The organism is Thiomonas sp. OC7 (assembly GCF_900634595.1).
Lineage (GTDB): Bacteria > Pseudomonadota > Gammaproteobacteria > Burkholderiales > Burkholderiaceae_C > Thiomonas > Thiomonas arsenitoxydans.
Window position 1 is genome coordinate 1,361,203 of sequence record NZ_LR131953.1, and the last position, 25,411, is coordinate 1,386,613.

Below are 25,411 nucleotides of genomic sequence, written 5' to 3' on the forward strand. Positions count from 1 at the left end.
CGGCTTGGCCCAGCGATAGGGCTGATCAACAGGAAGCGTGGCAGAGTGGTCGATTGCACCGGTCTTGAAAACCGGCAACGGGCAACCGTTCGTGAGTTCGAATCTCACCGCTTCCGCCAGGACATAGAACTAATCCCCTATTTCAAAGGCGGACAGAAGGCGCCATTGCTTGCGCGATTGAAGAAAAGCTGTCACCGCGGCATGGCATCCGGCGTGTCAGGACAGACCCGGAAAATTTCCGGGTCTAGTAGCCGGAGATTCCCGCGACCTTGCCGCCGAGAAGTCTGACTTTGGTTCGGGCGAAACCTACGAAGCGGCCTAGCGCGCCGTTGACCTCCAGGATGAACGCGTCGTCGTCTTCGCCGGGTGACTTGCCGCTGACCACAATCGGGTCGATGAGGTCGCGGTAGTCGTCGGGTTTGATGCGCGGCTCAAGCCGTTGCAGGCGGGTTTCAAGAGTTTTGGTCACAGGTCACAATTCCAATGCTTCGATGCGCGCCTCCAGTCGGCAGTTTGATGCCCGCGAATCAGGATTTGAAGCAAGGATGCTGAAAAATTGAAATTTGGAGGGAACCGTTGCGAGTGTGCGTAGAGTATTTCAGCAGCCTATTGAGCAAACAGACTGGACTGGGAGTCTCTATGAAATTCAAACTTGCCCTGATCGCCGCAGCCAGCGCCGCCGGTGGCATGGTCAAACACGCGGCCAGCGCCGCGCAAGGCGCCGCTGCGGTGTCGAGCGCTTTGTCTGATGCTGCCGACAAGGCCAAGGACGCTGTCAGCAAGCCCTGACTATTGCCGTATGCCGTCGCGGCTTACGCAGCGGCGTATCGGCATTTCCGTCTCAGACGGCGAACTTCGGTTCGCCGTTTTTTTCGCCTCGCCTCATTCCAGATCGGCCTCGGGGTTGTCGAGGCTGAAGACTTCGGCGTTGTCGTCGTAGGCGTAAATCTCGGCGTAGCGGCCCCAGTCGATGGCGGTGTCGAGCACGCGGCGGGCTTCGTCTTCGCTGAGGTGATCTTCCAGTTCGGTGAGAAAGCGCGAGTCGGGCGCGCGGTGGTTGAAACGCTCGTCGAGCACCGTGCGGATGCGCGCCACCAGCGGCACGCGCTCGATCAAGTGGCGGGCGAAAACCTGCTTGCGCTCCTGCAAACTACCATCGACAAAGGTGCGTCCGGCGGGCAGCAGCATGATGTCGCCATCTTCCACCTGGGCGAAGCCGAGCAATTCCACGCCTTCGATCAGCGGAAACAGGTCATCCACCGAAAAGTGCATGTCCTCGGCCAGCTCGGGCAGGCTGATGCGGGTGTTGGCATTGCTCTTTTCCAGCGCGTCGAGTTCTTCGAGCAGGCCGGCCAGGGCATTGACCGAGAGCGATGGCAGCCGCAGGCCGATGCCCGGCGCCTGTTTGCGCACCGCGTCACGCCCGGTCGGGCGGGCGGTCATGGCGCCGTAAATGCCCTCGACCAGATCGCGGAACTGCTGCGATTCGCGCTCGCGCGGGTGCGGCAGGTCGATGTGCATTTCGCTGATCACCCGCCCGGGATTCGATCCGAGGATGACGATGCGGTCGGCCATGAGCACGGCTTCTTCGATGTTGTGCGACACCAGCAGAATGCCGCGGGTGGGAATCTTGCGCTCCGCCCACAGATCGAGCAGGTCGGTGCGCAGGGTCTCGGCGGTGAGCACGTCGAGCGCGGAAAACGGTTCGTCCATCAGCAGCACGTCAGGGTTGATGACCAGAGCGCGGGCGAAGCCCACGCGCTGGCGCATGCCGCCCGACAGCTCGCGCGGATAGGCGGATTCGAAACCGTCCAGACCGATGAGGTCGATGGCGGCCAGCGCGCGGGCGCGGCGTTCTGCCGGCGGCACCTTGAGCGCCTCCAGCCCCAGTTCCACGTTCTGCAGCACCGTCAGCCAGGGAAACAGCGCAAAGCTCTGAAACACCATCGCCAGTCCCGGCACCGGGCCGTCGATCGGCTTGCCACGATGCAGCGCCGTGCCGCTGGTGGCGGAAACCAGCCCGGCCAGGGTGCGCAGCAGGGTGGACTTGCCCGAACCGGAGCGCCCCAGCAACACCAGAATTTCGCCGTCGCGCAAATCGAGATCGACGCCGTCGAGAATGACCAGTTCGCTGCCCTCGGGGGTGCGATACGACTTGCGCACATTCGCCAGATGGAAAATGGGTGTGGAAGACGCGGCGTCAGGTGCGCTGGGCAGTTCGGTGGCGTTCATGGCATTCATGCTGGGTCCTTCAGTTGCGCACGGCCGTTCCAAAGGAACCGAGGCCCCCTCGGGGGAAACGCGCGCAGCAAGTCAGGGAGGATTTCATATCAGGCGGCAATCAATCGAGCCGCACCCGCGTGGCGGCAATTTTGTAGAGGCGGTGCCAGACCAGACGGTTGATGGCGATGACGTACAGCGCCATCACGCCCACGCCAAGACCCACCTTCAGCGTCTGCCCCTGCTGGGTGGCTTCGGTGATGTAGGCGCCCAGCCCGGTGGCGACCAGGGTGTGACTGCCCCAGCTCACCACTTCGGCCACGATGCTGGCGTTCCACGCGCCGCCCGAGGCGGTGAGCGCCCCGGTCACGAATCCCGGAAACACGGCAGGCAGATAGAGCTTGCGCCACAACAGCCAGCCGCGCAAACCCAGATTACGGCCGGCTTCGCGCAAGTCGCTGGGCAGGGCAGACGCCGCGCCGATGACCGAAAACAGGACATACCACTGGCTGCCCAGAATCATCAGCGGCGCGGTGAACACGTTGACATTGAGATGCCAGTGCACGATGGCCACCACCACCAGCGGGAACAGCAGATTGGCGGGGAAGGCGGCGAGAAATTGCGCCACCGGCTGCGCCACGGCCGCCCAGCGCGGACGCAAACCGACCCAGATGCCCACCGGCACCCAGATCAGCGCCGAAATCGCCACCAGCACGAACACCTTGAGCGCGGTGAACGCGCCCAGCAACATCACATGACCGACCTGCAGCCAGCCGAAATCTCGCGGCAGCACCAGAAACAACGCCACGATCAGGCCGAGAGTGAACAGCACCATGCTGACGACAAACACCCGGTCGCCCCACACGGAAGGCGCGCGTTGCGGCGCTTTGTGCAGCGGCACCGCGGGCAACAGGCGCACGCTCATCTCCCACAGCACGGCGGGCAGCCGAGCCAGGCGCTGGGTGAGGCGGGTGCGTCGCAGAAAGTCGAGCACCACCGAACGCGGCGCGTCCACGCTGACGGTGTTGTCCAGACGGAACTTGTCGGCCCAGGCGACGATGGGGCGAAACAGCAGAAAGTCGTAAGACAGAATCACCAAGGCCATCGCCAGAATTGCCCAACCGATAGCGCCCAGATTCTTGGCCGCGATCGCCGCAGCGATATACGAGCCGATACCCGGCACGGACACCTGCTGCCCCGCCACGGTGAGCGCCTCGGCAGCGACGACGAAGAACCAGCCGCCAGACATGGACATCATCGCGTTCCACAGCAGGCCAGGGGCGGCATAGGGGAGCTCAAGCTTCCAAAAGCGCTGCCAGGCGTTGAGGCGGTAAAGCGTGGCGGCCTCGGTGAGGTCGCGCGGTACGGTCTTGAGCGACTGGTACAGGCTGAAAGTCATGTTCCACGCCTGCGACGTGAACACCGCAAAAATCACCGCGAATTGCAGCCCCAGCATGCTGCCCGGAAACAGGGCGATGAAGCCGGTCACGGTGATCGACAGATAGCCCAGAATAGGCACCGACTGCAGCACGTCGAGCAGCGGCACCATGATTTTTTCGGCGTAGCGATTGTTGGCCGCGATCCAAGCGTAGATCAGGGTGAACACGGTACTGGCGACCAGCGCGGCCAACATGCGCAGCACGGTGTAGAGCGCGTACTCGGGCAGATCCGCGGGTTTGAGCGACAACGCCACGGTCTCGCCCAGATGGAACGGTACTGCCATCTGCCGACTGGCGTGACCGATGATGAGCAGCATGCCGATGACCAGCGGCAGCGCGATCAGATCGCGGCGGTTGGGCAGCGGCAGCGCCAGTGGACGGAAATTGAAGGCCATGGATCAGGCAGGACGATTGAGGCGGCTTGAGTCGGAGGGTGACGCGCTGTGAAATTGGCAGCAAAAACAGCCGACTAGTCTAACGAGAGACGCGTGAAATTTCGATCACGCGAGCGTCATCGACTTTACACAGAAGTATCCGGGCATTTCAGCCGCCGGTTGATCGCTCTGCGATTCCGCCCGGATCAGCCCCATTCACGCAAGCCATGCACAATAACGGCATGCAAGCCAGAACCTATCTCCGCGCCTCGCTGCTCGCCGCCATCATCGTCATCAGCCTCAAGCTGCTGGCCTGGAAGGTCACGGGCTCGGTAGGCTTTTTGTCGGACGCGATGGAGTCCATCGTCAACGTCGCCGCCGCCGCATTCGCTTTGTTCATCGTGCGCATCGCCGAGGCGCCGCCCGACGCAGACCATCCTTACGGTCATACCAAGGCGGAGTATTTCTCCAGCGGCGTCGAGGGCCTGCTCATCGGCGTGGCCGCGGCGCTCATTCTGATCGAGGCCGCCAAGCGCCTCACCCATCCGCAGCCCATCAGCGACGTGCCGCTGGGCGCGGCGATCTCGGCCGCGGCCACGGTGATCAACCTCGGTGTCGCGCTGTGGATGCTGCGCGGCGCGCGGCGCCTGCGTTCCATCGTCATCGAAGCCGACGCCCGGCACCTGCTCACCGATGTCTGGACTTCCGTGGGCGTGATCGTCGCCGTGATGCTGGTGCCGCTCACCGGCTGGCTCTGGCTCGACCCGGTGATCGGCATCGTGGTGGCGCTGCACATTTTGCGCGAAGCGTTTTCGCTGGTGAAGCGCTCGGTCGATGGGCTGATGGACAAATCGATGGACGACGCCGACCTCGCGGGTTTGCAGGCCGTGCTCGACCGCTTTCGCTCCAACGACCTGCGCTTCGACCATGTGCGCACCCGCGTGGCCGGCACCCGGCGCTTCGCCTCCATGCACCTGCACATGCCGGGCGGGTGGTCGCTTCAGCGCGCGGCAGACTGCCGTTACGCCGTGGAAAAAGCGCTGATCGAGGCTTATCCTGGCATGACCGTAACCATTGAAATGCTGACCTCCGCACAGGAAAGCCTGCAGGAGGAAAATGCGCAGATGCAGGCTACGGGAACCATCAGCCATCAGGTCTGCACGCCTGGCGCCCCCTCGCATCCGCACTGAAACCCGACCGCCCTCGTCACCACGCACCGCCCCGGAGACACTCATGCAACTCACCAGCCCCGCCTTTGCCGATGGTCAGCCGATTCCGCCGCAATATGCGTTTTGCAAGCCGTCGGCGGTCGGCCATGTGGCGCTGTCGCAGAACTTGAACCCGCCGCTGGCCTGGTCGGACGTACCGCAGGGCGCGCAAAGTCTGGTGCTGGTCTGTCACGACCCCGACGTACCCAGCCGTGCCGACGACGTCAACCTCGATGGCCACACCGTACCCGCCGACCTGCCCCGGGTGGACTTCTATCACTGGCTGCTGGTGGACATTCCGACCTCGCGCAGCCACATCGCTGAAAAAGAATTCAGCCATGAAGTCACCCCGCGCGGCAAACCAGGCCCCGAGTGCTCGGGCGGCATGCGTCAGGGCGTGAACGACTACACCGCCTGGTTCGCCGGAGATCAGGATATGGCCGGTCAGTATTTCGGTTACGACGGCCCCTGCCCGCCCTGGAACGACAGCCTGCTGCACCACTACATCTTCACGCTGTACGCGCTCGGTGTGGCGCGCTGCCCGGTGGACGGTGCGTTCAACGGCGCGCAACTGCGTGCGGCCCTCGCCGGGCATGTGCTGGCCCAGGCCAGCCTCACCGGCACCTACACCCTCAACCCCGCCCTGCGCTGATCCATGTCCGACACCCCAGACGCTCCGCCCCCTGCGCCCCCGCAGAAAAAAAAGGGCATGAATGTGCAGCTCAGCGGGCTGCTGGGCATCCTGCTGGGCATCGTGGTGCTGGTGGGCATTTTCAGCCTGCTGCGTGGCCGCTTGGTGAACGAGCCGGTGGATGCGCCCCAGCTTCAAATGGCCAATGACAGCCCATGCATGGCCGATGGCCTCAAGGCGTTGGCCGCCAGCGGCAAACCCATCACCTACGGCCAGTTGGGCGATCTGAAAAAACAGTGCGGCGAAGATGGCGAATGATCAGTTCGGGTGCAGCGGGCGTGGAACACCGCCTTACTTCACCCGCCCGAACTGCACCTGCACCCTCAAGCCCTGAGCGGACGCGCCCCGCGGCAAATCGCTCAGCGTGATCTCGGCATCATGCTGGCGGGCGATTTCGCGCACGATGGCCAGCCCCAGTCCGCTGCCCTCGCTGCCGTTGTCCAGAATGCGATAGAACGGCTCGAACACCAGCGCACGTTCCGCTTCGGGAATGCCGGGCCCGCTGTCATCCACCTGAAGCTGCACCACGGGCGCGCTGCGCGCCTCATCAGCCGTCGCGCTGCGCAGCCTCAGGGTCACGCTGCCTCCGGGCGGGGTGTAAGTGATCGCGTTGTGCAGCAGATTCTTGATGAGCTCCTGCAACAACAAGGCGTTGCCGCGCACCGGCAGCGGCAGCGGGGGGCTGTCGAACTCCAGTTCCAGTTGCTTGTCGAGCGCCAGCATGGCCAGTTCCTGCATGGCTTCTGCGGCGGGCTGGCGCAGGTCGATGGTCTCGAACACGGCGCGCGCCGCACCGCCTTGATTTTCCGCGCGGGTGAGCGCCAGCAACTGATTGACCAGCCGGGTGGTGCGCTCCACGCTGCGGCCGATCTGCCGCAGACTGGCGCGCAGATCGGCCGGGTCGGTTTCGCGCTGCGCCAGCTCGGCCTGCATGCGCAGACCGGCCAGCGGGGTCTTGATCTGATGCGCGGCATCGGCGATGAAGCGCTTTTGCGTCTGCAGCGACTGTTGCAAGCGGGCGAACAGACTGTTGATCGAATCGACCAGCGGCGCGATTTCTTCCGGCGCCTCCTGTTCGTCGATCGGGCTGATGTCGTCGGCACGGCGGCGGCGGATGCGCGCCTGCAATTCGTTGAGCGGTGCGATGCCCTGCCCCAGCCCGAACCACACCAGCAAGATGAAAATCGGCACCACAACGAATTGCGGCAGGATGACGCCCTGCACGATGTCGCGCGCCAGCCGGGTGCGCGCCTCCGTGCTCTGCGCCACCTGCACCAGCACGGGACCGGTCGCGCTGGCCCCGTGCTGCACCCTCGGCCAGACCCACACCCCGGCCAGTCGTGCGCTGTGCGCGCCGATCTCACTATCACGCCAGATCACCGTCAGCGGAGCACCCGCCTGCGTGGGCGGCAAGCTCGCCGGGGCGGGCAGGCCCGCCTCGCCCGCCAGCAGCGCACCGGCCTTGCTGCGCACCTGGTAGCCGAGAATGCCGCCCACTGGCGGCTGTCGCAGCGTCTGCTGCCACAGGGCCGACTGCGCCGCGCCCTGCGCGCCTTCGGTCTGCACCTGCGCGGCAAGTTGCAGCAGGGTGTGCTCCAGTGCCGCGTCGTAAGGCTTGGCGGAAATGGCCTGCGCCACCAGATAAGTGATGCCGATGGACAGCGGCCACAGCAACAGCATGGGCGCGAGCATCCAGTCGAGAATTTCGCCAAACAGCGAGCGTGGATGATGCCGACGTTTGCGCCCTGCCGGCCCTTCGGTCGGCTCGCCGGAGGGCGAGATTTCAGGCATCGGCACGAGGAGGCGCGGCCGACTCGGCCGAAGGCGCGGCAACCGGGACGATTTTCTCCAGACAGTAGCCCAGACCGCGCACCGTGGCGATGCGCACCGGGCCGACTTCGATCTTCTTGCGCAGTCGGTGCACATACACCTCGATGGCGTTGGTGCTCACCTCCTCGCCCCACACGCACAGATGCTCGACGAGCTGGTCCTTGCTCACCAGCCGCCCGGCGCGCTGCAGCAGCACTTCGAGCAGGGTGAGTTCACGCGCCGAGAGCTCCACCACATGGCCGTCGAGCGTGACCACGCGGCCGGTGATGTCGTAGTGCAGCGGGCCGTGCTGGATCACGGCGCTGGCGCCGCCCATGCCCCGGCGCGACAGCGCGCGCACCCGGGCTTCGAGCTCCTGCAGCGCGAAGGGTTTGGCCATGTAATCGTCGGCGCCGAGATCGAGGCCGCGCACCTTGTCTTCCACGCTGTCTGCAGCGGTGAGAATGAGCACCGGCACGGTGGCGCCGCGTGCGCGCAGCTTGCGCAACACCTCGAAGCCCGACAGCCGCGGCAGCCCCAGGTCGAGAATCAGCAGATCGAATTCGCTGGACTGCAGCGCGGCGTCGGCGCTGTTGCCGTCGGCCACCTGATCAACCGCATAACCCAGAGCGCGCAGAGAGCGCAACAGGCCGTCGGCCAAGACCCGGTCATCTTCGGCAATCAGAATGCGCATGCTTGTCTCCACGATGTGCCCAATGCGCTGCCGTTGCGCTTGGATGTTTCGCGGATTTTAGGAGCCTGTCGGGCTTGGGGCGCGGATGGCAAAAAATGGCGGTGGGGATACCGTGGGGCAAAAAGTCGCTGGCACAGGGCGCCGCAGCGCCATTTTGCAGCCCGCGATTCCCAAGTCCGACAGGTTCCTAGATAGAGTCGTCACGAGTTGTGGCATGATGGCGCTGTTCATACCAACCGCGCTATTGAGATGCCCGAGACGCTTCATCGACACGATCTATCAGATCGGCACTGGGAATTGCTCGAACCCCACTTGCCTGGACGAGCGGGAGTTTGGGGCGGGGTTGCGCGGGACAACCGCCAATTCATCAACGCCGTGTTCTGGATTCTTCGCACCGGTGCGCCGTGGCGAGACCTGCCCGCCTCATATGGCGGCTGGAAAAACACCCATCGGCGTTTTTGCCGCTGGCGCGACAAGGGCATTTGGGAGTCGCTCCTGGAGCAGTGCATTGATGAGCCCGATTTCGAGTGGATCATGATCGATGCCAGTCACTGCAAGGTTCATCCGCACGCAGCGGGTGCGCGGGGTGGCAATCAGGCGATGAGCCGCACAAAAGGGGGCTCAACACCAAGATACATCTGGCCGTGGATGCGCATGGTCTGCCGCTCCGAGCGGTTATTACAGAAGGTACCCGAGCGGATTGTGCAGAGGCTGAGCGGTTGATGGACGGGTTCAAGATGGACTACCTGCTTGCCGACAAAGGCTACGACAGTGACGCCATCGTGGCGCATGCCCAAGCGCAAGGCGCGCAAGCCGTGATTCCGCCACGCAAGAACCGCAAGCAACCCCGCACGTATGACAAAGCACTCTACAAACTACGTCACCTGGTCGAGAACGCCTTCCTGCATCTCAAGCGGTGGCGGGGCATCGCCACGCGCTACGCGAAAAACGTCGCCTCATTCGTTGCCGCCGTGCAAATTCGCTGCCTTGCCCTCTGGCTGCAAATCTTGTGACGACACTATCTAGGAGACGAACTAGAAATTTCTGACCCGCGCAGACCAGGAGGCACACCAGAAGACACAAGTAGAACTCGCTACTTGTGGTGATATTTCTGGAGACTCATTGAATCAAAATATCAATGGATAGATTGTAAAGCAATTTTGAAGGAATTAAAACTTCAAAATCACCAAATTACTTACAAGTTTTTGGACGATCCAAGGAACATCGAAGTGACGCCCGATGATCTGTCTAAACCAGGTTCCAAACTCGCTGCGGCGCAGCAAAACGACGCCAAGCGCAGGCCAGACTCACCCCGCCTGTCGCGCGCCGTAGCGCAAGCGCATGATCAGCACGGCCAGCGCCAGCAGGAAAGTCACCGCGTTGGCTCCCACCAGAGGCCAGCTCCGCTGGATGACGCCATAGGCCAGCCAGAGCGCCACGCCCGCGGTGAACAGCGTGTACATGCCGAGCGAAATCCCCGAAACATCGCGCGTGCGAACCGTCAGCCAGGCCTGCGGCACGAAAGACACGGTGGTAAGAAACGCCGCGCCGTAGCCGATGAGATCGGTGAGGTGAAAGGCCATGAGGGACTCTCGAAAGATGGGGGGAGGTCGGCGAAGTGCGCGCTCAAGCCGTCTGCATGAAGCCGTTGATGAAGGCTTCCAGCGCAGGCCAGGCGCCGCCGGCGCGCGGGTCGTTGACCAGCGCGGCGAAGGTGTAGCGCTGCCCGGCACGGGTCTGCGCATACCCGGCGAGCGACAGCACGCCGTCGAGGCTGCCGGTCTTGGCGTGAATGCGCCCTGCGGTGTCGGGGTCGCGGAAATGGCGGCGCAGCGTGCCGTCTTCTCCGGCCAAGGGCAGCGACGAGATGAATTCGGGCATCACCGGGCTGTTCCACGCCGAGCGCAGCAGCGCGTTGAGATCGGCCGCCGAAATGCGCGCGATGCGCGACAGGCCGCAGCCGTTGTCCAGCACCAGGCCGGGCATGGACAAATTGTGGGTGGACAACCATTGCTCCACCGCCTGCTGCGCCAGGCCCCAAGTGGCCCGTTGCGCACCCGCCTGTAGCGCCAGGGTCAGGAACACCTGCTGCGCCATGACGTTGTTGCTGTATTTGTTGATGTCGCGCACCAGCACGGCGAGCGCGGGCGAGTCCCACACGGTCAGTTCGGTGGCGCCCGCAGGCAGGTTGGCGGTGCGAACCCGCCCTTTCCAATCGATGCCGACCTGCGCAAACAGCGCGGCGAGCAAACGCTGCACATAGGCGTTGTCGCTCACCTCGGGGGCGATGTTCCAGGTCTGCGGCCCGCAGGCGGCCGCAAAGCCCCCGGCGAAGCGCGGCGCGAAGGGCTGTTTCCAGTCGGCGCGCAGTTTGTCCTTCCAGTTGCCGCAGGCGCTGGCGGTGAGTTTGGGCGCTTCGCGCAGATCGAAGCCCGCCACTGGCGGCTCCACTGTGACACGCACCTGTTGCCCCTGAGCGTCGGGCACGAAGCCCAGGCGCAGCACGCCGAAGTTCACCAAAAAGGGATCGGGGCCGACGTTGTAGGGGGCGGTGGCGTCGCCGTCGAAGGCGCCGGGATTGTGCGGCGGAAGATCGAAAGCCTGACGGTCGATGAGCACGTCGCCGCGAATGCGGCGGATGCCCAGATCGCGCAGCCGTACCGCGATGCTCCACAGGTTGTCGGCCATCAGATGTGGGTCGCCGCTGCCGACAAAGGCCAGATCGCCCTGCAGCACCCCGGCGCGGATCGGCCCCGTGGCGTACACCGGCGTCTTCCACACATAGGCCGGGCCGAGGATGCGCAGGGCCGCGTAGGTGGTGACGAGCTTGAGCACGGAGGCCGGGTTCATCAACGCGGCGCCGTTGAACGCGATCTGGGGCGACGGGCTATCGAGCGCTTGCAGCACGAAGGCGCAAGACTGCTGCGGAATGCGCGCCGTCTCCAGCGCCTGCGCCACACCGGCAGGCAACGCCCCCGACCCGCCCAGCCCGACCTGCTGCGCCCGAGCTAGAAGCGGCATGCCGGTCACGGCCAGTGAGGAGATCAGAAAACGGCGGCGGCTGGGTAGCATGGCATGGGCGGCGAAGAAGATCAGTGGAATGGTAGAGGCTTGCGGAAAGGCTAGCTTCAAAACCCCTGCCTACAATGCGCCGCATCATGACGACCCGCCCCCCCTTCATCCACCAGTGGCAAGAGGCCGCCGAGCGCAACAATTCGGCGCTGTGCGTCGGCCTCGACCCGGAGCCCTCGCGCTTTCCGGTGCCGTGGACCAACGACCCGCTGCGGCTGTTCGACTTCTGCGCCGCCATCGTCGATGCCACGGCCGATCTGGTCTGCGCCTACAAGCCGCAGATCGCCTACTTCGCGGCGTTGGGCGCGGAGAGCCAGCTTGAACAGCTCATCGCCCACATCCGCAAGGCTGCGCCGAGCGTGCCCGTCATCCTCGATGCCAAACGCGGCGACATCGGCGCCACCGCGGAGCAATATGCCCGCGAGGCCTTCGTGCGCTTCAACGCCGACGCCCTGACGCTGTCGCCCTACATGGGCTTCGATTCGGTCGAGCCCTATCTGCGTTTCCCCGAGCGCGGGCTGTTCGTGCTGTGCCGCACCTCCAACCCCGGCGGCGCCGATCTGCAGACCCTGCCGCTTGTCGCATCGAACGCCAGCTCGGCCACAGGCGCCTCGGCCCACCTCGGCGATGAACTGCTGTTCGAGCGCGTGGCGCGGCTGGCCGCGCTGGACTGGAACCGCCACGGCCAGAACGGCCTGGTGGCTGGCGCCACCAACCCGGCCGACATCGAACGCATCCGCGCCGTCGCCCCCGAAGCACCGCTGCTCATCCCCGGCATCGGCGCGCAGGGCGGCGATCTCGCAGCCACCGTGCGCGCGGCGCGCGGCAACTTTCTCATCAACGCCTCGCGCAGCGTGCTTTACGCCAGCAGCGGGCGCGATTTTGTCGATGCCGCAAGACGCGAAGCCCGCCGTCTGCGCGACGCCATCAACCAGGAGGTGCACGCCGCCTCCACTGCCCCGAACACCCCATGAGCAACAGCAGCGCATCCACCACCGGCCTCACCCACTTCGACGCCGCCGGTCAGGCGCATATGGTCGATGTCGGCGCCAAGGATGAAACGCATCGCGTGGCCGTGGCCACCGGCTGCATCCGCATGCAGCCCGCCACCTTCGCCCTGGTGCAAAGCGGCAGCGCCAAAAAGGGCGACGTCATCGGCATCGCCCGCACCGCCGCCATCATGGCGAGCAAGCGCACCGCCGACCTCATTCCCCTGTGCCACCCCATCGCCCTCAACCGTGTGGCGGTGGACTTCGATTTGCAGCCGCAGGACAGCAGCATCCACTGCACCGTCACCGCCGAAACCCGCGGCCGCACCGGCGTTGAAATGGAAGCGCTCACCGCGGTGCAGATCGGCCTGCTCACCATCTACGACATGTGCAAGGCGGTGGACCGCGGCATGATCATCGACGGCGTGCGCCTGCTCGAAAAGCACGGCGGCAAGTCGGGCGACTGGGTCGCCTCGGTCTGAGCGCCCAGCCAAAGCCGAGACGCGCCTGAACCGCCCCGCGCGCAGGGACATGCCGCTGTTCCTACAATCGGACGCATGAACATGATGACCGAACCCGCGCTGTTGCGCCTCGACGAGGCGCGCCGCGTCTTGCTCGACCCCTATCAGATCGACGAAATCGCCTTGCAGCGTGCGCTGGGCAAGGTGTTCGAGCACAAGCTCGACTACGCCGACGTCTATCTGCAATACACCCGCTCCGAGGGCTGGAGCCTGGAAGAAGGCCTGGTGAAGTCGGGCAGCTTCGACATCGAACAGGGCTTTGGCATTCGCGCGGTACAGGGCGAGAAGACCGCCTTCGCCTATTCCGACGACATTTCCGAGCTGGCCTTGCTCGAAGCCGCCGACACGGTGCGCAGCATTGCCCGCGCGGGCAAGGGCAGCGCCAAAGTGCCCAGCGACACCCGCCGCAGCGCGGCGCGCGTGCTCTACGGCGCGACCGACCCGCTGGGCGCGCTCGACTCCAACGCCAAGGTGGCGCTGCTGCAAAAGGTGGACCGGCTGGCGCGCGCCAAAGACCCGCGCGTGGTGCAGGTCATGGCCAGCCTGGGCGGCGAACACGACGTGATGCTGGTGCTGCGCTCCGACGGTCTGCTGGCCGCCGACGTGCGCCCGCTGGTGCGCCTGAGCGTGAACGTGATCGTCGAGCAAAACGGACGGCGCGAGTCCGGCTCGTCGGGCGGCGGCGGGCGCTATAGCCTGGGCTACTTCGACGACGCCCTCATCACGAAATATGTCGATGAGGCGGTGAACACCGCGCTGGTCAACCTCGAATCGCGCCCCGCGCCTGCGGGCGAGATGAGCGTGGTGCTCGGCCCCGGCTGGCCCGGCGTACTGCTGCACGAGGCGGTGGGCCACGGCCTGGAAGGCGACTTCAACCGCAAGGGATCGAGCGCGTTCGCGGGCCGCATGGGCCAGCGCGTCGCCGCCAAGGGCGTGACCGTGCTCGACGACGGCACCCTGCCCGACCGGCGCGGTTCGCTCAATGTGGACGACGAAGGCAACCCGACACAGCGCAATGTGCTGATCGAAGACGGCATTCTGGTTGGTTATATGCAGGACATGCTCAACGCCCGGCTGATGGGCCGCGCGCCCACGGGCAACGGCCGCCGCGAGAGCTACGCGCATGTGCCCATGCCGCGCATGACCAACACCTACATGCTGGCGGGCGACCGCGATCCGGCGGAGATCCTCGCCAGCATCGACCGCGGCCTGTACGCGGTGAACTTCGGCGGCGGGCAGGTGGACATCACCAGCGGCAAGTTCGTGTTCTCTGCCAGCGAAGCCTGGTGGGTGGAGAAGGGCAAGCCGCTCTACCCGGTGAAAGGCGCCACACTCATCGGCAACGGCCCCGACGCGCTCACCCGCGTGAGCATGATCGGCAACGATCTGCGGCTGGACAGCGGCGTGGGCACCTGCGGCAAGGAAGGCCAGAGCGTGCCCGTCGGCGTGGGCCAGCCGACCCTGCGCATCGACGGCGTGACCGTGGGCGGCACGGGCTGAGCTCAACCCGACCTTCATCCAGGCTCAGCAGCCGGACCGCAGCGATGCGTTCCGGCTGTTTCATTTTTTACTTGCGGTGACATCGGTGAAACCTGCTTTACGGTGCATGATGAACGGCCGAACACTGGCTACAGTGCATCCAAGCCGGACGCTGATCCGGCCTTCCCTCCCACACTGCTGAAGAAAGGTTTGCTCGATGAAACACACCACCCTGCTCGCCGTTGCGCTGACCAGCGCTGCCCTGGCCTTCCCCACGATCGCCTCGGCCGGTTTGCTGAAAAATCACGAACAAAAAGTGCAGTGCGAAAAACAGGCCAAGGAGCAAAGCCTCAAAGGCAAGGATCGCACCGAGTTCATCAAATCCTGCGTGAGCAAGGCCCAGGAATCCGCCGCACCCGCAACGGAGCAAGCCCACCAAGAAACCAAGAAGGAAGAAGAGCATCACTCCATGCAAACCTCGGGCGCAGGCATGGCCGCGGCGGCGGGCGGCGGCGCGGGCAAGGTGTGGGTGAACGCCTCGACCAAGGTTTATCACTGTCCGGGCGACAAGTACTACGGCAAGACCAAGCACGGCGAATACATGAGCGAATCGGCTGCCAAAGCTGCCGGCGATCATCCGGCGCATGGCAAGACCTGCAACTAAGCGGGTGTGAACGGACTCAGCCCGCGCTAAGTGAGGCCGGTTAAGTTGTGGACATTCTGATTTTCAGCCGCCGCCCGTGCGGCCTTGCTCACTATGTCCACAATCGCCCTGTCCGAAGCGCGCTATCACCCTGTCTCCCGCCTGCTGCATTGGGCCATCGTGGCGCTGATCCTGCTGGAATATCCCCTGGCCTGGCTGATGACCGATCACCGCGGCGCGCCTGAAGATGCGCTGGCGGCCTGGCATATCGGCGTGGGCACGACCGTCCTCACCCTTTTCGTGCTGCGCCTGCTGTGGCGGCTGATCAAGACACCGCCGCCGCACCCGCCGATGCCCGCCTGGCAGGCGCTTGCGGCCCAGGCCACGCATGCGCTGCTCTATGCCGGATTCGTCTTGCTGCCGCTGCTGGGCTGGCTGGCCGCGTCGGCCCGCGAGTGGCCGGTGCATTGGCTGGGACTATGGCCGCTGCCCGCCCTGTTTCCGTCCAACGCCACATGGGCTGAGCTGCTGGGCGACGCGCATCAAGTGGTCGCTCTGGGGCTGCTCGGCTTGATCGGTCTGCACGTTGCTGCAGCGCTGTACCACGCCTTCATCCTGCGCGACGGCAGCCTGCGCCGCATGTTGTAAAAAACTCAGACCTCAAACCACCTTCAGCCCGGCCAGCTCGGGCTTGGGCTCGGGCGGTGGGGTTTTGAGCGCCTCGAGCGCCTGCACCACCAGACGCGCCACAATCAGATTGCGCACCGGCTTGCGGTCGGCCGGCACCACGTACCAGGGCGCCTGCGCAGTAGACGTGGCCGCCAGCGCCTGGCTGTAGGCGGCCTGATAAGGCTTCCAAAACTGCCGCTCTTGCAGATCGGACGGGTCGAACTTCCAGTGTTTGAGCGGGTTGTCGATGCGCTCCTGCAAGCGCTCGCGCTGCTCGTCAAAGCTCAGGTGCAGAAAACACTTGACGATGGCCGTACCCGATTCCGCCAGCATCTGCTCGAAATCGACGATCTGCCGCAAATAGCGCTTCATCTCGCCGTTCTTCAACTCACCGTGCACCCGGCGGATGACCGGTTCCTCGTAATGACTGCGGTTGAACACGCCGATGCAGCCCAGCGGCGGCACCTGCGCATGCACCCGCCAGAGAAAGTCGTGCCGACGTTCCTGCACGCTGGGCACGCTGAACGACGCAGCGTGGATGCCCAGCGGATTCACCCCGGTGAACACTGCCTTGGTCGTGCTGTCCTTGCCCGCCGAATCCATGCCCTGCAGCACCACCAACAGGGCTTGCTCGCGACGGGTGAACATCGCGTCTTGCAGCTCGCCGATCTGGCTACGCAGGCCGTCAAGCTCGGCCTCGATCTCGTCTTTGGAAGGGTCGCCCGGCAGGTCGATCTGCGTGGGGCGGTCCGAGAGGTCGAGGTTGTCTTCGGGGTCCACCCGCAGAGGGCGCAGATCGGTCAGTAGGGGCATATCAGAGGGCATGTCAGCTTCAGCGCCTCACACCCTTGGCCAGCAGCGCCAGATTTTTGCGGGCGCGTTCTTCACCCTGCGCGGCGGCCAGCGTCCACCAATGTCGCGCTTTCTCGACGTCAGGCAGCTTGCCCAACCCGCGGTAGTACAGCACGCCGAGGCTGAACTGCGCCTGCGCATCGCCCAGCTCCGCCGCCCGCTGGTACCAGCCGGCCGCCTGGGTGTAGTCGAGACTGCCGCCCCGCCCCATCGCCAGCAGACCGGCGAGTTCGCGCTGCGCCTCGGGCATATCCATCTCGGCGGCCTTGCGCAGCCAGGCCGCGGCCTGCGCATCGTCCTGCTCGACGCCCTGGCCGGTGACGAACAGATGTCCGTAGCGGTAGCAGGCTTCACGATGGCCCTGATGCGCAGCGAAAGAGAACATCGCCGCAGCGCCCGAAGGATCGGCCGGGCCGCAACGTCCGTTGAGCAAAAAAATGCCCAGATTGCACTGGCCGGCAGCATCGCCCGCCTCTGCGGCACGCTGATACCAGACCTGGGCCTGCGCGTCGCTGCGGGGCACGCCGCGCCCATGCTCGTACAAAAATCCCAGACCATTCATCGCCCGGGCCAGGCCCGATTCGGAGGCCTGCTGCCACAGGTTGAGCGCCTGCGCATCGCTTTGTTCCACGCCGCGTCCGTGAACGTAGAGCCAGCCCAGGTTGTACCGGGCCCCGGCAGAACCCTGTTCGGCCGCCTTGCGGTACCAGTGCGCCGCATGAACAAAGTCCTTGCGGTCGTGATAGTGGGCGCCCAGCCACTCTTGCGCGGCCGCATCTCCCTCATGCGCCAGGACTTCGAGCGGATGCTGCGTCTCTCTGAAGTCGAGGTGCTGGGGCGGTAGGGTGTGAATGCCGAGATCGAGCTCGGCGGACCGTGGGGTACTCATGGGCGCGGCGATTTTTTGCAGGCAAGCAGCATACCCCCGACTCGCCCTGGAGCGGAACATTGCGGCGATATGCTTCGTACTCTTGATTCAACCCAGAATTTCCATTAGGCGGGGCTACGCCCCTACATGGGCGCTGGCGGGCGGTTTGGGGCGTCTTCGCCCCCGCGCTTCGCCCCCGCGCTTCGCCCCCGCGCTTCGCGCCCATAGCTCGGGCTATGGGCTTGTCGCGCAGGGCCGAATCCATCCCCAACCCGCCGCACCATCATCCCATGTCCTAATGGAAAATCTGGGTTCAACGTGTTTCTTCCCGTGTTTGTTCCTTTTTTGCGGAGACTCTTTTATGCGCCGCTGGATATCCCTTCTCTTGCTTTCCGCCGCCCTGCTGAGCCTGAGCGGCTGCGGCTACAACGCCCTTCAGGCGTCCGACGAGCAGATCAAAGCGAGTTGGGCCGAAGTGCTCAACCAGTATCAGCGCCGGGCCGATCTGGTGCCCAATCTGGTGAACGTGGTCAAGGGTTACGCCGCGCATGAGAAAGACGTGTTCGTGCAGGTGACGGAGGCGCGCGCCAAGGTCGGCCAGATCCAGGCCACGCCCGAACTCATCAACGATCCGGCCGCCTTTGCCAAGTTCCAGGAGGCGCAGGCGCAGATGACCAGCGCGCTGTCGCGCCTGATCGCGGTGTCCGAAAACTATCCGCAGCTCAAGGCCGATGGCGTGTTCCGCGATCTGCAGGCGCAGCTCGAAGGCACGGAGAACCGCATCGCCGTGGCCCGCATGCGCTACATCGAAGCCGTGCAGAACTACAACAACCTGGTGCGCCAATTCCCCAGCAACCTCACCGCCATGGTGGTGGGCATGAAGGTCAAACCGAGTTTCACGGTAGAGAACGAGAAAGCCATTTCGGTGGCGCCCAAGGTGGACTTCGGCGGCGCCGCCCCCGCGCCTGCCGCATCGAAGTAAGGCCGCATGACGCTGTTGCGCGGACTCTGGAAGCGCTGGCTGCTTGCCGCGCTGCTGCTGTGCGGACTTGGCACGCTGGCCTGGGCCGCGCTGGCGCCGGTGCCCGCGCTTACCGCGCCGGTCACCGACCTCACCGGCACCCTCACCGCGGAGCAAACCGCCACGCTCGATCAGGAACTGCGAGCCTTCGCCACGCGCAAAGGCAGCCAGATCGCCATCCTCATGGTGCCCAGCACCGCGCCGGAAGCCATCGAGCAATACAGCATTCGCGTGGCCGAGGCGTGGAAGCTGGGCCGTAAGGCGCAAGACGACGGCGTGCTGCTGCTCGTCGCCAAGGACGACCGCGCCATGCGCATCGAAGTGGGCTACGGGCTGGAAGGCGCCATTCCCGACGCCATCGCCAAGCGCATCATCGCCGAGGTCATCACCCCGCAGTTCAAGCAGGGTGACTATTTCGGCGGACTGCAGGCAGGCGTGCAACAACTCATGAAGCTGATCGACGGCGAGCAACTGCCGCCGCCTAAGGCCACCTCGCCGGGCGCAGACCGATCCAGCGCGCAGGAAATCGGCTTCATGGTGTTGATCGGCGCGGTCGTGCTGGGCTCGGTGCTGCGCAGTGTGCTCGGCCGCGCCGTCGGCGCCGGGCTGAGCGGACTGATCGCTGGCGGCGTGGGGTGGTGGCTCGTCGGCTCCGTGCTGTTGGGGCTGACCTTCGGCGCGCTCGCCTTCCTTGCCGTGTTCAGCGGCATACGCATGGGTGCTGGTGGCTTCGGCGGCGGATTCGGCGGCGGCAATGACCGCGGCTCGGGCGGATTCAGCGGCGGCGGTGGCGGTTTTGGCGGGGGCGGCGCTTCGGGCCGGTGGTGAGATGCGTTGGTCCCGTCTGCTACGACACCTGCGCTTTGCGCCCTGGCAAACCCGCCGGGCGTTTCCGCAAGCCACGCTGGGCGCCATTGCCAAGGCCATCCACGCGGCTGAGCAGGCACACGGCGGCGAAATCCGCTTTGCGGTTGAAGGCGCGCTCGATCTGCCCGAACTCTGGCGCGGCCTGAGCGCCCGCGAGCGCGCCATCGAGGTGTTCTCGCACCTGCACGTCTGGGATACGGAGCACAACGACGGGGTGCTGATCTACCTGCTGCTGGCCGAGCGGGACGTGGAAATCGTGGCCGACCGCGGCATCCACCAACGGGTGCCGAGCGACGCTTGGGAGCAGGTGTGCCGCAGCATGGAAGCGCTGCTACGCCAAGGCTGCTTCGAGGCCGCCGCGCTGCAGGGCGTGGCCGAAGTTAGCGGCCTGCTCGCCCAGTATGCGCCGCCGCGCAGCGGCGAAAAACGCAACGAGTTGCCCGACTGGCCGGTGGTGCTGCGGCTGTAGTTCAAGGAAACAAACCCTTGAACAGGCCAGGAACCGCCTTCTGCAGCGGCTGGGCCTGGGCGGGTGCGAGCTGTTTCTGCAGTTCGTTCTGCAAGGTGTTTTTCAAGGTCTGCTTCAACAGATTCCCGCCCGCCTGCGACCACAACACGGTGTAGCTCGGCTGGGCAAAACTGCCCGCGATACGCACCGGCACGGTGACGCCGCGCAAGACCGCGAGATCGGCCCCGCCCTGTCCCTGTAGCGAACCGACGACGGCGGGCAGCAGTAGATAGTCCAGACGCTGCCGGGGAAGATCGAACCAGCCCTCGCCGCCCACGCGCAGCTGCGGGCTCTGTACCGACAGATCGCTGTTCTTCGCCACCCCGTTCTGCAGCACAAAGGTGGCGCCGAGCGCGGTGAAATCAGTCTGCTCACCCGCGGTGGCGGCGAACTGCCCATCCTTGCGCGCCGCCAGCAGGGCGCGGGCGTTGCGCAGCATCTGCGCCAGATTGAAGCCCTTCACAGCGCCGTTGCGCACATCGAGCCGCGCCTTGCCCGACAGGCTGGCGATGAGCGCGGGCAGCGTCTTGCCCTGTGCCGTCAGGTTCATCGTCCAGTTGGCCTTGCCGAGCAGAAAATCCTTGCCGACCAAGGCCTGCAACACCGGCTGCACGCTGACATCACGCCCGCTTTGCTGCAGCGTGTATTGCTGCTGCGCCAGATTCACCCGCAGATTCGCGTCCACACTGCCGCCAAAGCCCTGCGCACTGAAAGGCTGCAAGGCCAGCGTTTTGCGGTCACTGGTCAACTGGCCCTGCACCGCGCTCCATTGCATGCCCTTGAACACCAGGCTGCCAATCTTGAACTGCGCGCCCAGCCCGAGTTTTTGAAAGGCCGACAGGTCGATGGGGGCAGGCGCAGGCGCGGCGGCTTTTGGTTGGGCGGCGGGCGGCGGCAGCCAATCGTCGAGATTGAGGCGGTCGGCATTCACGTCGAGGCGCAGGGTGTCGGGCTGCGCCCAGCCGCCCGACAGCTTCATCCCGCTGCCGGCCACCAGGCCTTGGAGCTGAAACTGCGCGGTAGGTCCGTTCATGGGGCCGTTCGCGCCGCCGTCGTATTGCGCATTGCCCTGCAGCGCCAGGGTCTGCGGTTTGGCGCCGGGGGTGAGCTGGCCCGAGAGCTTGATCGCGGGCAGAACATAGTGCGCATGAGTGAGATCGAGCTGCAGCGGCGAGGCCAGGGTCAGGCGCATCGCCCCCGGCTTTCCGGCGGCGCCGCGCTGCACATCGCACTGCGCCACGGGAACGCGCAGCGCGCTCCAGGCGCCCGCGGCCTGCTGGGTATTGCACTGCAGCTGCAGCGCCTGCGCCGCGCCGATCTCGGCGCTGGCATCGAGCGGCCCGATCTGCACGGTGTCGCCCTTGGCATCGAGCGTTGGCAGGCTGATCTGCGCACTCAAGTTTTCCCCGCTCTCGGTGCGGCCGGTGGTCTTGACGCGCCATTGCCGCGCCGTCAGCGCCCACATCGAGCCGGTGCGCAGCTCGAGTTGATCGGCGTTGAGCTGGGTCTGCATCGACTTCAGTCCCGGCACATCGCCCTGCGCCGACAGCGCCAGATCGGTCAGCGCCACGCTGTGCTGCGCCGGGTCGGCCAGCAACTTGCCGCGCAGGGCGATGCGGGTTGCCAGCGCGGGCTGGACAAAGCGCGCCGTGGTCTCCAGATGAAAGGCCCCGGCGTTGCCGCCGTCCAGGCCGGAAAGGCCGACGTCGAGGCCGTCGAGCTGGCCGTGGAGCTTGGCCTTGTCGTCGTCGTAAAAGAGCACGCCCTGCTCCACCTGCAGACGGTGCACCGACAGGCCCAGCGGGCTGCGCGGGGGCGCGGATTCGGGCTTGCTGTCGGGCAGCAGGTCGGCGAAGTTGAAACGCCCCTGCGCGTCGCGGGCCACATGAATCTGCGGCTTGATCATCACCACCCGATCGACCACCAGCTTGCGCCGCAGCAGCGCGAATAGATCGAGGTGCAGTCGCAGGTCGTCAGCCCGCGCGAAAACGGCGGGAGAGTCGCGCTCGCTCAAGGAAAACGGCCCGGTGCGCAGCGTCAGTGGCGGAAACAGCGTGAGCTCGATCGTGCCCGGCAACGTCAACGTGCGGTGCTCGCGCTCCTGCACCACCTGGATCAACGTGGCCTTGTACTGGTTCGGATCGAAGGTGAGCAGCAAAATGCTCATGCCGCCCACCACCAGAATGACCGCGGCCAGCAGCGCCGCCAGCAGCCCCTTGAACAGCCGCATCGGCCAGCGCCTGCGCGGCGCGGGCGCTTCGGGCTGCGGCGCAGTGACCTCAGTCATGGGCGGGAATTACGCCCAGGCGCTGATGCGCCGGGGGCACAATGCGGGTTTTGTCGGTCAACATGGCGGCTGATTTTAGGCAGCTTGTCTGACAGCCCGAAGTTCCCAGAAACACAGCGCTTCAAGCGCAGCCATTCCATCATGTCCTCCCCTTCTTCCGACCTTCTGATCTGCGGCGGCGGCATTGCAGGCAAGGCCTGCGCGCTGGCGCTGGCGCAGATCGGGCTGCAGGTCACCCTGCTGGGCGCGCGCACGGCCGCCGCCCTGCCGACCCAGGGCTATGCCCAGCGCCTTTACGCGCTCAACGCCGCCTCAAGGCAATTGCTCGAAGAACTGCGGGTGTGGCCGCAGATGCCGCCTGAGCGCATTCAGCCCGTACAGGCCATGCACATCCGCGCCGATGGCGCCCAGCTCGCCTTCGATGCCCGCGACGCCCGCAGCGAGGCGCTGGCCTGGATCGTCGAATCCGACGCGATCGAAGCCGCGCTCGATCTGGCGCTGCGCTTCCAGCGTCGGGTTGTGATCGACCCGGCGCAGGCCGCGCGGCTGCAACGCCAGCCCGCGGCGGCAGGCTGGCAGGTGCAGACCGATGACGGCCGCACCCTGCAGGCCGCGCTGCTCATCGGCGCCGACGGCGAGCACAGTCTGGTGCGCAAGGTCTCGGGCATCGCGATGGATACGCACGACTACCTGCAGCGCGGCGTGGTCGCCAATTTCCTCTGCGCCGCACCGCACGATGGTGCCGCCTTCCAGACCTTCGCCGACGGCGGCGTGATCGCCCTGCTGCCGCTGGCGCCGATGCAGGGTCGGCCAATGGTGTCGCTGGTCTGGTCGGCCCCTGAGGCGCTGGCGCTGGAACTGCTCGACTTGTCGCCCGAAGCTCTGGCGCAGCGCGTCGAAGCGCACCTGCCCGCCTTGCGCGCGCAACACCTCGGGCCGCTGCAGGCCACCGGCCCCGCGGCAGCCTGGCGTCTGCAGCGCCAACTGGCCCGCCGCACCGTGGCCGACGGTCTGGTGCTGATTGGCGACGCGGCGCATCGCGTGCATCCGCTGGCCGGTCAGGGCCTCAACCTGGGTCTGCAAGACGTGCAGGTGCTAGCCCGCACCCTGCAACAGCGCGGCGCCGGCCAGGCCGTGCACGACCCGCGGCTGCTGCGACGTTATTCCCGCGCGCGGGCCGAACAGGTGCTGGCGCTCGCCACCACCACCGACGTCCTCGCCCGGCTGTACGCTGCGGGCAGCCGGGTACCCGGGCCGCTGCGCGCGCTGGGCCTGCAGACCGCCAATGCCCTGCCGCCCGTCCGGCAGTTGCTCACCCGCTATGCTTCGGGTCTTCCCTATCTTGCCTGACGCGCGTTTGTGCGCATTCCCGTCTAAATGAACTCTTCGCTCTCCCGCTCCGTTGCGCGCGTTCTGCGCGGTGTCGCGTTGTCCGCGGCCTTCCTGTCTCTGCCGGTCATGGCGCAAACCCTGGCCGAAACCCGCGCCGCACTCGAAAAGGCCATGCCGGGTCTGCCCGCCAGCGCCAAGATCATCAAAACCCCCTATGCTGGGCTGTATGAAGTGGACGTGGGCAGCAAGATTTTCTACACCGATGCCAAAGCCACCTTTTTGTTCGCAGGTGAGATTTTCGACACCAAGACCCAGACCAACGTCACCAAGGCCCGCATCGACGATCTGCGCCGGGTGAACTGGAAGGATCTGCCGTTCAAAGACTCGTTCAAGCTGGTGTTCGGTAACGGCAAGCGCCAGATCGCGATTTTTGAAGACCCGTATTGCCCGTACTGCCACAAGATGGAAGCCACGCTGGAAAAGATGAGCAACGTCACGCTGCATGTGTTCGTCGTGCCCATCATCCGCCGCGAATCGATGCAACAGGCGCGCGATATCTGGTGCGCCCCCAACCGCAGCAAGGCCTGGCTGGACTGGATGAACAAGCAAGTGCAGCCGCCCGCGGCCGCGGCGACTTGCGTCGACCCGCTCAAGGCCAATGTGGAACTCGCGGAGAAGCTGGGCATTTCGTCCACCCCCACGCTGATCTTCACCGATGGCGACCGCATGGAAGGCGCCCTGCCGCAAGAGGAAGTCGAAAAGAAGCTGGCCGCAGTCAAGTAAATCAAGCCAAGCCGAAGCGCCACAGCAGATACACCGCCATGCCGCCCGCGATGGCGGCCAGTAGTTTGCGCGTACCCAGTGCCAGCGCGGCACTGGTCAGCGCACCGGCCAGCCAGGGGTTGCGCCAACTCAAATCCCAGTGCTGGCCGTCGGGCAGCAACACCATGGGCACGACGATGGCGGTGAGCACCGCCACCGGCACATGGCGCAGCGCCTGCTGCACTCGCGGCGAAAACCTCAGCCGCCCGCCTAGACCGAACAGGGTATAGCGGATGGCAAAGGTCACCGCAGCCATGCCGACGATCACCGCCCACAGATTCCAGTTCATCGCACCCCTCCCGTCTCTCCCTCAAGGGCTGGACGGCGGCGACCATCCATCCACACCCCGACCGCCACCCCGGCGAAGGCGGCGAGCATCAGGCCGAGCTTGTACGGCAGATCGCGCGCCGCCAGTGCCACCACCGCCGCAGTGAGGGCCACGGCGATGCTGGGACGTTCGCGCAGCAGCGGCGCGACGATGCCCACGAAGGTGGCCACGAGCGCGAATTCGAGTCCGAGATGCGTCAAGGCCGGGCTGGCCTGTCCCAGAAAGGCGCCGACCGCAGTCCAGCCCAGCCAGTTGAGGTACATCGCCGCGCCCGACCCCGCCGTGTACCAGTGCTTGAACGGCGCGCCGTCATCGCGCACGTAGCGGTGATGCACCGCGGCGTAGGTCTCGTCGGTCAGCCAGAACGCCAGCAGCACCCGCCAGCGCTGCGGCAGCCGCGCCATCTGCGGCTGCAGGCTGGCGGCGTATAGCAAGTGGCGCAGGTTGACGACCAGAGTGGTGAACACCACGACCAGCGCGCTGGCGCCGGTACCCAGCAGACTCAGCGCGATGAACTGCGCCGATCCGGCGAACACCAGCGCCGACATGGCCAGCGCCCCGACGATGCCCAGCGGACTGGCCGACGCCAGCGCACCGAAAATCAGCCCGAAGGGCGCAGCGCCCAGGAGCAGCGGCAGGGTATCGCGCGCGCCGAGGAGAAATTCGGTGGAACGTCCCGCCGGGTGGGGCGAGGCAGAAGAAATCGACGTCATGCCGA

At 65.6% G+C, this 25,411-nt stretch carries 27 protein-coding genes and 1 tRNA gene; 16 read left to right on the forward strand and 12 right to left on the reverse strand.

Features of this window, described 5'->3' with window-relative positions; translation table 11 throughout:
* The first annotated feature begins 31 nt into the window (after window positions 1-31).
* Window positions 32-119: transfer RNA gene (locus BIO17B3_RS06515), tRNA-Ser, on the forward strand.
* A 125-nt stretch (window positions 120-244) separates the two neighbouring features.
* On the opposite strand, the gene BIO17B3_RS06520 is transcribed toward BIO17B3_RS06515, so the two are convergent.
* Window positions 245-469: a hypothetical protein gene (locus BIO17B3_RS06520; RefSeq protein ID WP_156053488.1), complete on the reverse strand. Its 225-nt coding sequence runs from the start codon at window positions 467-469 to the stop codon at window positions 245-247.
* Between the two features lie 170 nt (window positions 470-639).
* On the opposite strand from BIO17B3_RS06520, the gene BIO17B3_RS06525 reads away from it, so the two are divergent.
* Window positions 640-789: a hypothetical protein gene (locus BIO17B3_RS06525; protein ID WP_156053489.1), complete on the forward strand. Its 150-nt coding sequence runs from the start codon at window positions 640-642 to the stop codon at window positions 787-789.
* A 93-nt stretch (window positions 790-882) separates the two neighbouring features.
* On the opposite strand, the gene BIO17B3_RS06530 is transcribed toward BIO17B3_RS06525, so the two are convergent.
* The gene (locus tag BIO17B3_RS06530; protein WP_156053490.1) at window positions 883-2,241 is read right to left on the reverse strand and encodes an AAA-associated domain-containing protein; all 1,359 of its coding nucleotides are present in this window, start codon (window positions 2,239-2,241) and stop codon (window positions 883-885) included.
* 100 nt (window positions 2,242-2,341) lie between these two features.
* The gene (locus BIO17B3_RS06535; protein ID WP_156053491.1) at window positions 2,342-4,054 is read right to left on the reverse strand and encodes an ABC transporter permease subunit; all 1,713 of its coding nucleotides are present in this window, start codon (window positions 4,052-4,054) and stop codon (window positions 2,342-2,344) included.
* Window positions 4,055-4,275: 221 nt separating this feature from the next.
* On the opposite strand from BIO17B3_RS06535, the gene BIO17B3_RS06540 reads away from it, so the two are divergent.
* The 3 genes from BIO17B3_RS06540 to BIO17B3_RS06550 are packed head-to-tail and all read left to right on the forward strand — an operon-like array spanning window position 4,276 to window position 6,190.
* On the forward strand, window positions 4,276-5,223 hold the full coding sequence (locus tag BIO17B3_RS06540; RefSeq protein ID WP_172979053.1) for a cation diffusion facilitator family transporter: 948 nt from the start codon (window positions 4,276-4,278) through the stop codon (window positions 5,221-5,223).
* Between the two features lie 43 nt (window positions 5,224-5,266).
* Window positions 5,267-5,893, forward strand: coding sequence for a YbhB/YbcL family Raf kinase inhibitor-like protein (locus BIO17B3_RS06545; protein ID WP_156053493.1), 627 nt, complete (start codon window positions 5,267-5,269; stop codon window positions 5,891-5,893).
* A gap of 3 nt (window positions 5,894-5,896) precedes the next feature.
* Complete coding sequence (locus tag BIO17B3_RS06550) at window positions 5,897-6,190, forward strand: hypothetical protein (protein WP_013124152.1); 294 nt, start codon at window positions 5,897-5,899, stop codon at window positions 6,188-6,190.
* Between the two features lie 33 nt (window positions 6,191-6,223).
* On the opposite strand, the gene BIO17B3_RS06555 is transcribed toward BIO17B3_RS06550, so the two are convergent.
* Window positions 6,224-7,723: a sensor histidine kinase gene (locus BIO17B3_RS06555; protein WP_156053494.1), complete on the reverse strand. Its 1,500-nt coding sequence runs from the start codon at window positions 7,721-7,723 to the stop codon at window positions 6,224-6,226.
* Complete coding sequence (locus BIO17B3_RS06560) at window positions 7,716-8,435, reverse strand: response regulator transcription factor (RefSeq protein WP_156053495.1); 720 nt, start codon at window positions 8,433-8,435, stop codon at window positions 7,716-7,718. Before BIO17B3_RS06560 ends, BIO17B3_RS06555 begins: the two co-directional genes overlap by 8 nt.
* Before the next feature lie 249 nt (window positions 8,436-8,684).
* Between BIO17B3_RS06560 and BIO17B3_RS06565 the strand changes: the two genes are divergently transcribed.
* A protein-coding gene (locus tag BIO17B3_RS06565) for an IS5 family transposase (RefSeq protein ID WP_156052812.1) occupies window positions 8,685-9,448 on the forward strand; the annotation gives its coding sequence in 2 pieces (ribosomal slippage) (window positions 8,685-9,057 and window positions 9,057-9,448; 765 coding nt in all).
* Between the two features lie 294 nt (window positions 9,449-9,742).
* Here BIO17B3_RS06565 and BIO17B3_RS06570 read toward each other — a convergent pair.
* Together BIO17B3_RS06570 and dacB are read right to left on the reverse strand one after the other, a co-directional pair.
* Entirely contained in the window at window positions 9,743-10,018 is a 276-nt protein-coding gene (locus BIO17B3_RS06570) for a SemiSWEET family sugar transporter (protein WP_156053496.1), read from the reverse strand.
* Between the two features lie 43 nt (window positions 10,019-10,061).
* The gene (dacB, locus tag BIO17B3_RS06575; RefSeq protein ID WP_156053497.1) at window positions 10,062-11,507 is read right to left on the reverse strand and encodes a D-alanyl-D-alanine carboxypeptidase/D-alanyl-D-alanine-endopeptidase; all 1,446 of its coding nucleotides are present in this window, start codon (window positions 11,505-11,507) and stop codon (window positions 10,062-10,064) included.
* 86 nt (window positions 11,508-11,593) lie between these two features.
* On the opposite strand from dacB, the gene pyrF reads away from it, so the two are divergent.
* From pyrF to BIO17B3_RS06600, 5 genes are all read left to right on the forward strand, one after another.
* On the forward strand, window positions 11,594-12,481 hold the full coding sequence (gene pyrF / locus BIO17B3_RS06580; RefSeq protein ID WP_156053498.1) for an orotidine-5'-phosphate decarboxylase: 888 nt from the start codon (window positions 11,594-11,596) through the stop codon (window positions 12,479-12,481).
* The gene (gene moaC / locus BIO17B3_RS06585; RefSeq protein ID WP_013107081.1) at window positions 12,478-12,978 is read left to right on the forward strand and encodes a cyclic pyranopterin monophosphate synthase MoaC; all 501 of its coding nucleotides are present in this window, start codon (window positions 12,478-12,480) and stop codon (window positions 12,976-12,978) included. Before pyrF ends, moaC begins: the two co-directional genes overlap by 4 nt.
* 75 nt (window positions 12,979-13,053) lie before the next feature.
* Complete coding sequence (gene tldD, locus BIO17B3_RS06590; protein ID WP_013107082.1) at window positions 13,054-14,517, forward strand: metalloprotease TldD; 1,464 nt, start codon at window positions 13,054-13,056, stop codon at window positions 14,515-14,517.
* A 196-nt stretch (window positions 14,518-14,713) separates the two neighbouring features.
* Window positions 14,714-15,160 carry a PsiF family protein gene (locus BIO17B3_RS06595; RefSeq protein WP_156053499.1) on the forward strand — a complete coding sequence of 149 codons (447 nt, stop codon included), beginning with the start codon at window positions 14,714-14,716 and terminating at the stop codon, window positions 15,158-15,160.
* Between the two features lie 93 nt (window positions 15,161-15,253).
* Entirely contained in the window at window positions 15,254-15,787 is a 534-nt protein-coding gene (locus BIO17B3_RS06600; RefSeq protein ID WP_156053500.1) for a cytochrome b, read from the forward strand.
* A 12-nt stretch (window positions 15,788-15,799) separates the two neighbouring features.
* On the opposite strand, the gene BIO17B3_RS06605 is transcribed toward BIO17B3_RS06600, so the two are convergent.
* Together BIO17B3_RS06605 and BIO17B3_RS06610 are read right to left on the reverse strand one after the other, a co-directional pair.
* Window positions 15,800-16,621 (reverse strand): PPK2 family polyphosphate kinase, encoded by an 822-nt coding sequence (locus BIO17B3_RS06605; protein ID WP_232054206.1) that lies wholly within the window; start codon window positions 16,619-16,621, stop codon window positions 15,800-15,802.
* A gap of 19 nt (window positions 16,622-16,640) precedes the next feature.
* Entirely contained in the window at window positions 16,641-17,549 is a 909-nt protein-coding gene (locus tag BIO17B3_RS06610; protein WP_156053502.1) for a tetratricopeptide repeat protein, read from the reverse strand.
* Between the two features lie 340 nt (window positions 17,550-17,889).
* Between BIO17B3_RS06610 and BIO17B3_RS06615 the strand changes: the two genes are divergently transcribed.
* The 3 genes from BIO17B3_RS06615 to BIO17B3_RS06625 are packed head-to-tail and all read left to right on the forward strand — an operon-like array spanning window position 17,890 to window position 19,885.
* Entirely contained in the window at window positions 17,890-18,510 is a 621-nt protein-coding gene (locus BIO17B3_RS06615) for a LemA family protein (protein WP_156053503.1), read from the forward strand.
* Between the two features lie 6 nt (window positions 18,511-18,516).
* Window positions 18,517-19,377 (forward strand): YgcG family protein, encoded by an 861-nt coding sequence (locus tag BIO17B3_RS06620; RefSeq protein ID WP_156053504.1) that lies wholly within the window; start codon window positions 18,517-18,519, stop codon window positions 19,375-19,377.
* Between the two features lies 1 nt (window position 19,378).
* On the forward strand, window positions 19,379-19,885 hold the full coding sequence (locus tag BIO17B3_RS06625; RefSeq protein WP_156053505.1) for a TPM domain-containing protein: 507 nt from the start codon (window positions 19,379-19,381) through the stop codon (window positions 19,883-19,885).
* Between the two features lies 1 nt (window position 19,886).
* Here the strand turns inward: BIO17B3_RS06625 and BIO17B3_RS06630 are convergent, their stop codons facing one another.
* Window positions 19,887-22,211: an AsmA family protein gene (locus tag BIO17B3_RS06630; RefSeq protein WP_156053506.1), complete on the reverse strand. Its 2,325-nt coding sequence runs from the start codon at window positions 22,209-22,211 to the stop codon at window positions 19,887-19,889.
* A 141-nt stretch (window positions 22,212-22,352) separates the two neighbouring features.
* Between BIO17B3_RS06630 and BIO17B3_RS06635 the strand changes: the two genes are divergently transcribed.
* A complete protein-coding gene (locus BIO17B3_RS06635) occupies window positions 22,353-23,561 on the forward strand; it encodes an FAD-dependent monooxygenase (protein WP_156053507.1) in 1,209 nt (402 codons plus the stop codon).
* Between the two features lie 27 nt (window positions 23,562-23,588).
* On the forward strand, window positions 23,589-24,326 hold the full coding sequence (locus BIO17B3_RS06640) for a DsbC family protein (protein ID WP_013124174.1): 738 nt from the start codon (window positions 23,589-23,591) through the stop codon (window positions 24,324-24,326).
* A gap of 1 nt (window position 24,327) precedes the next feature.
* Here BIO17B3_RS06640 and BIO17B3_RS06645 read toward each other — a convergent pair whose 3' ends face one another.
* Together BIO17B3_RS06645 and BIO17B3_RS06650 are read right to left on the reverse strand one after the other, a co-directional pair.
* The gene (locus BIO17B3_RS06645) at window positions 24,328-24,654 is read right to left on the reverse strand and encodes an AzlD domain-containing protein (protein WP_156053508.1); all 327 of its coding nucleotides are present in this window, start codon (window positions 24,652-24,654) and stop codon (window positions 24,328-24,330) included.
* Window positions 24,651-25,406, reverse strand: a complete 756-nt coding sequence (locus BIO17B3_RS06650; RefSeq protein ID WP_156053509.1) for an AzlC family ABC transporter permease — start codon at window positions 25,404-25,406, stop codon at window positions 24,651-24,653. The genes BIO17B3_RS06645 and BIO17B3_RS06650 overlap by 4 nt, the downstream gene beginning before the upstream one ends.
* Between the last annotated feature and the right edge of the window lie 5 nt (window positions 25,407-25,411).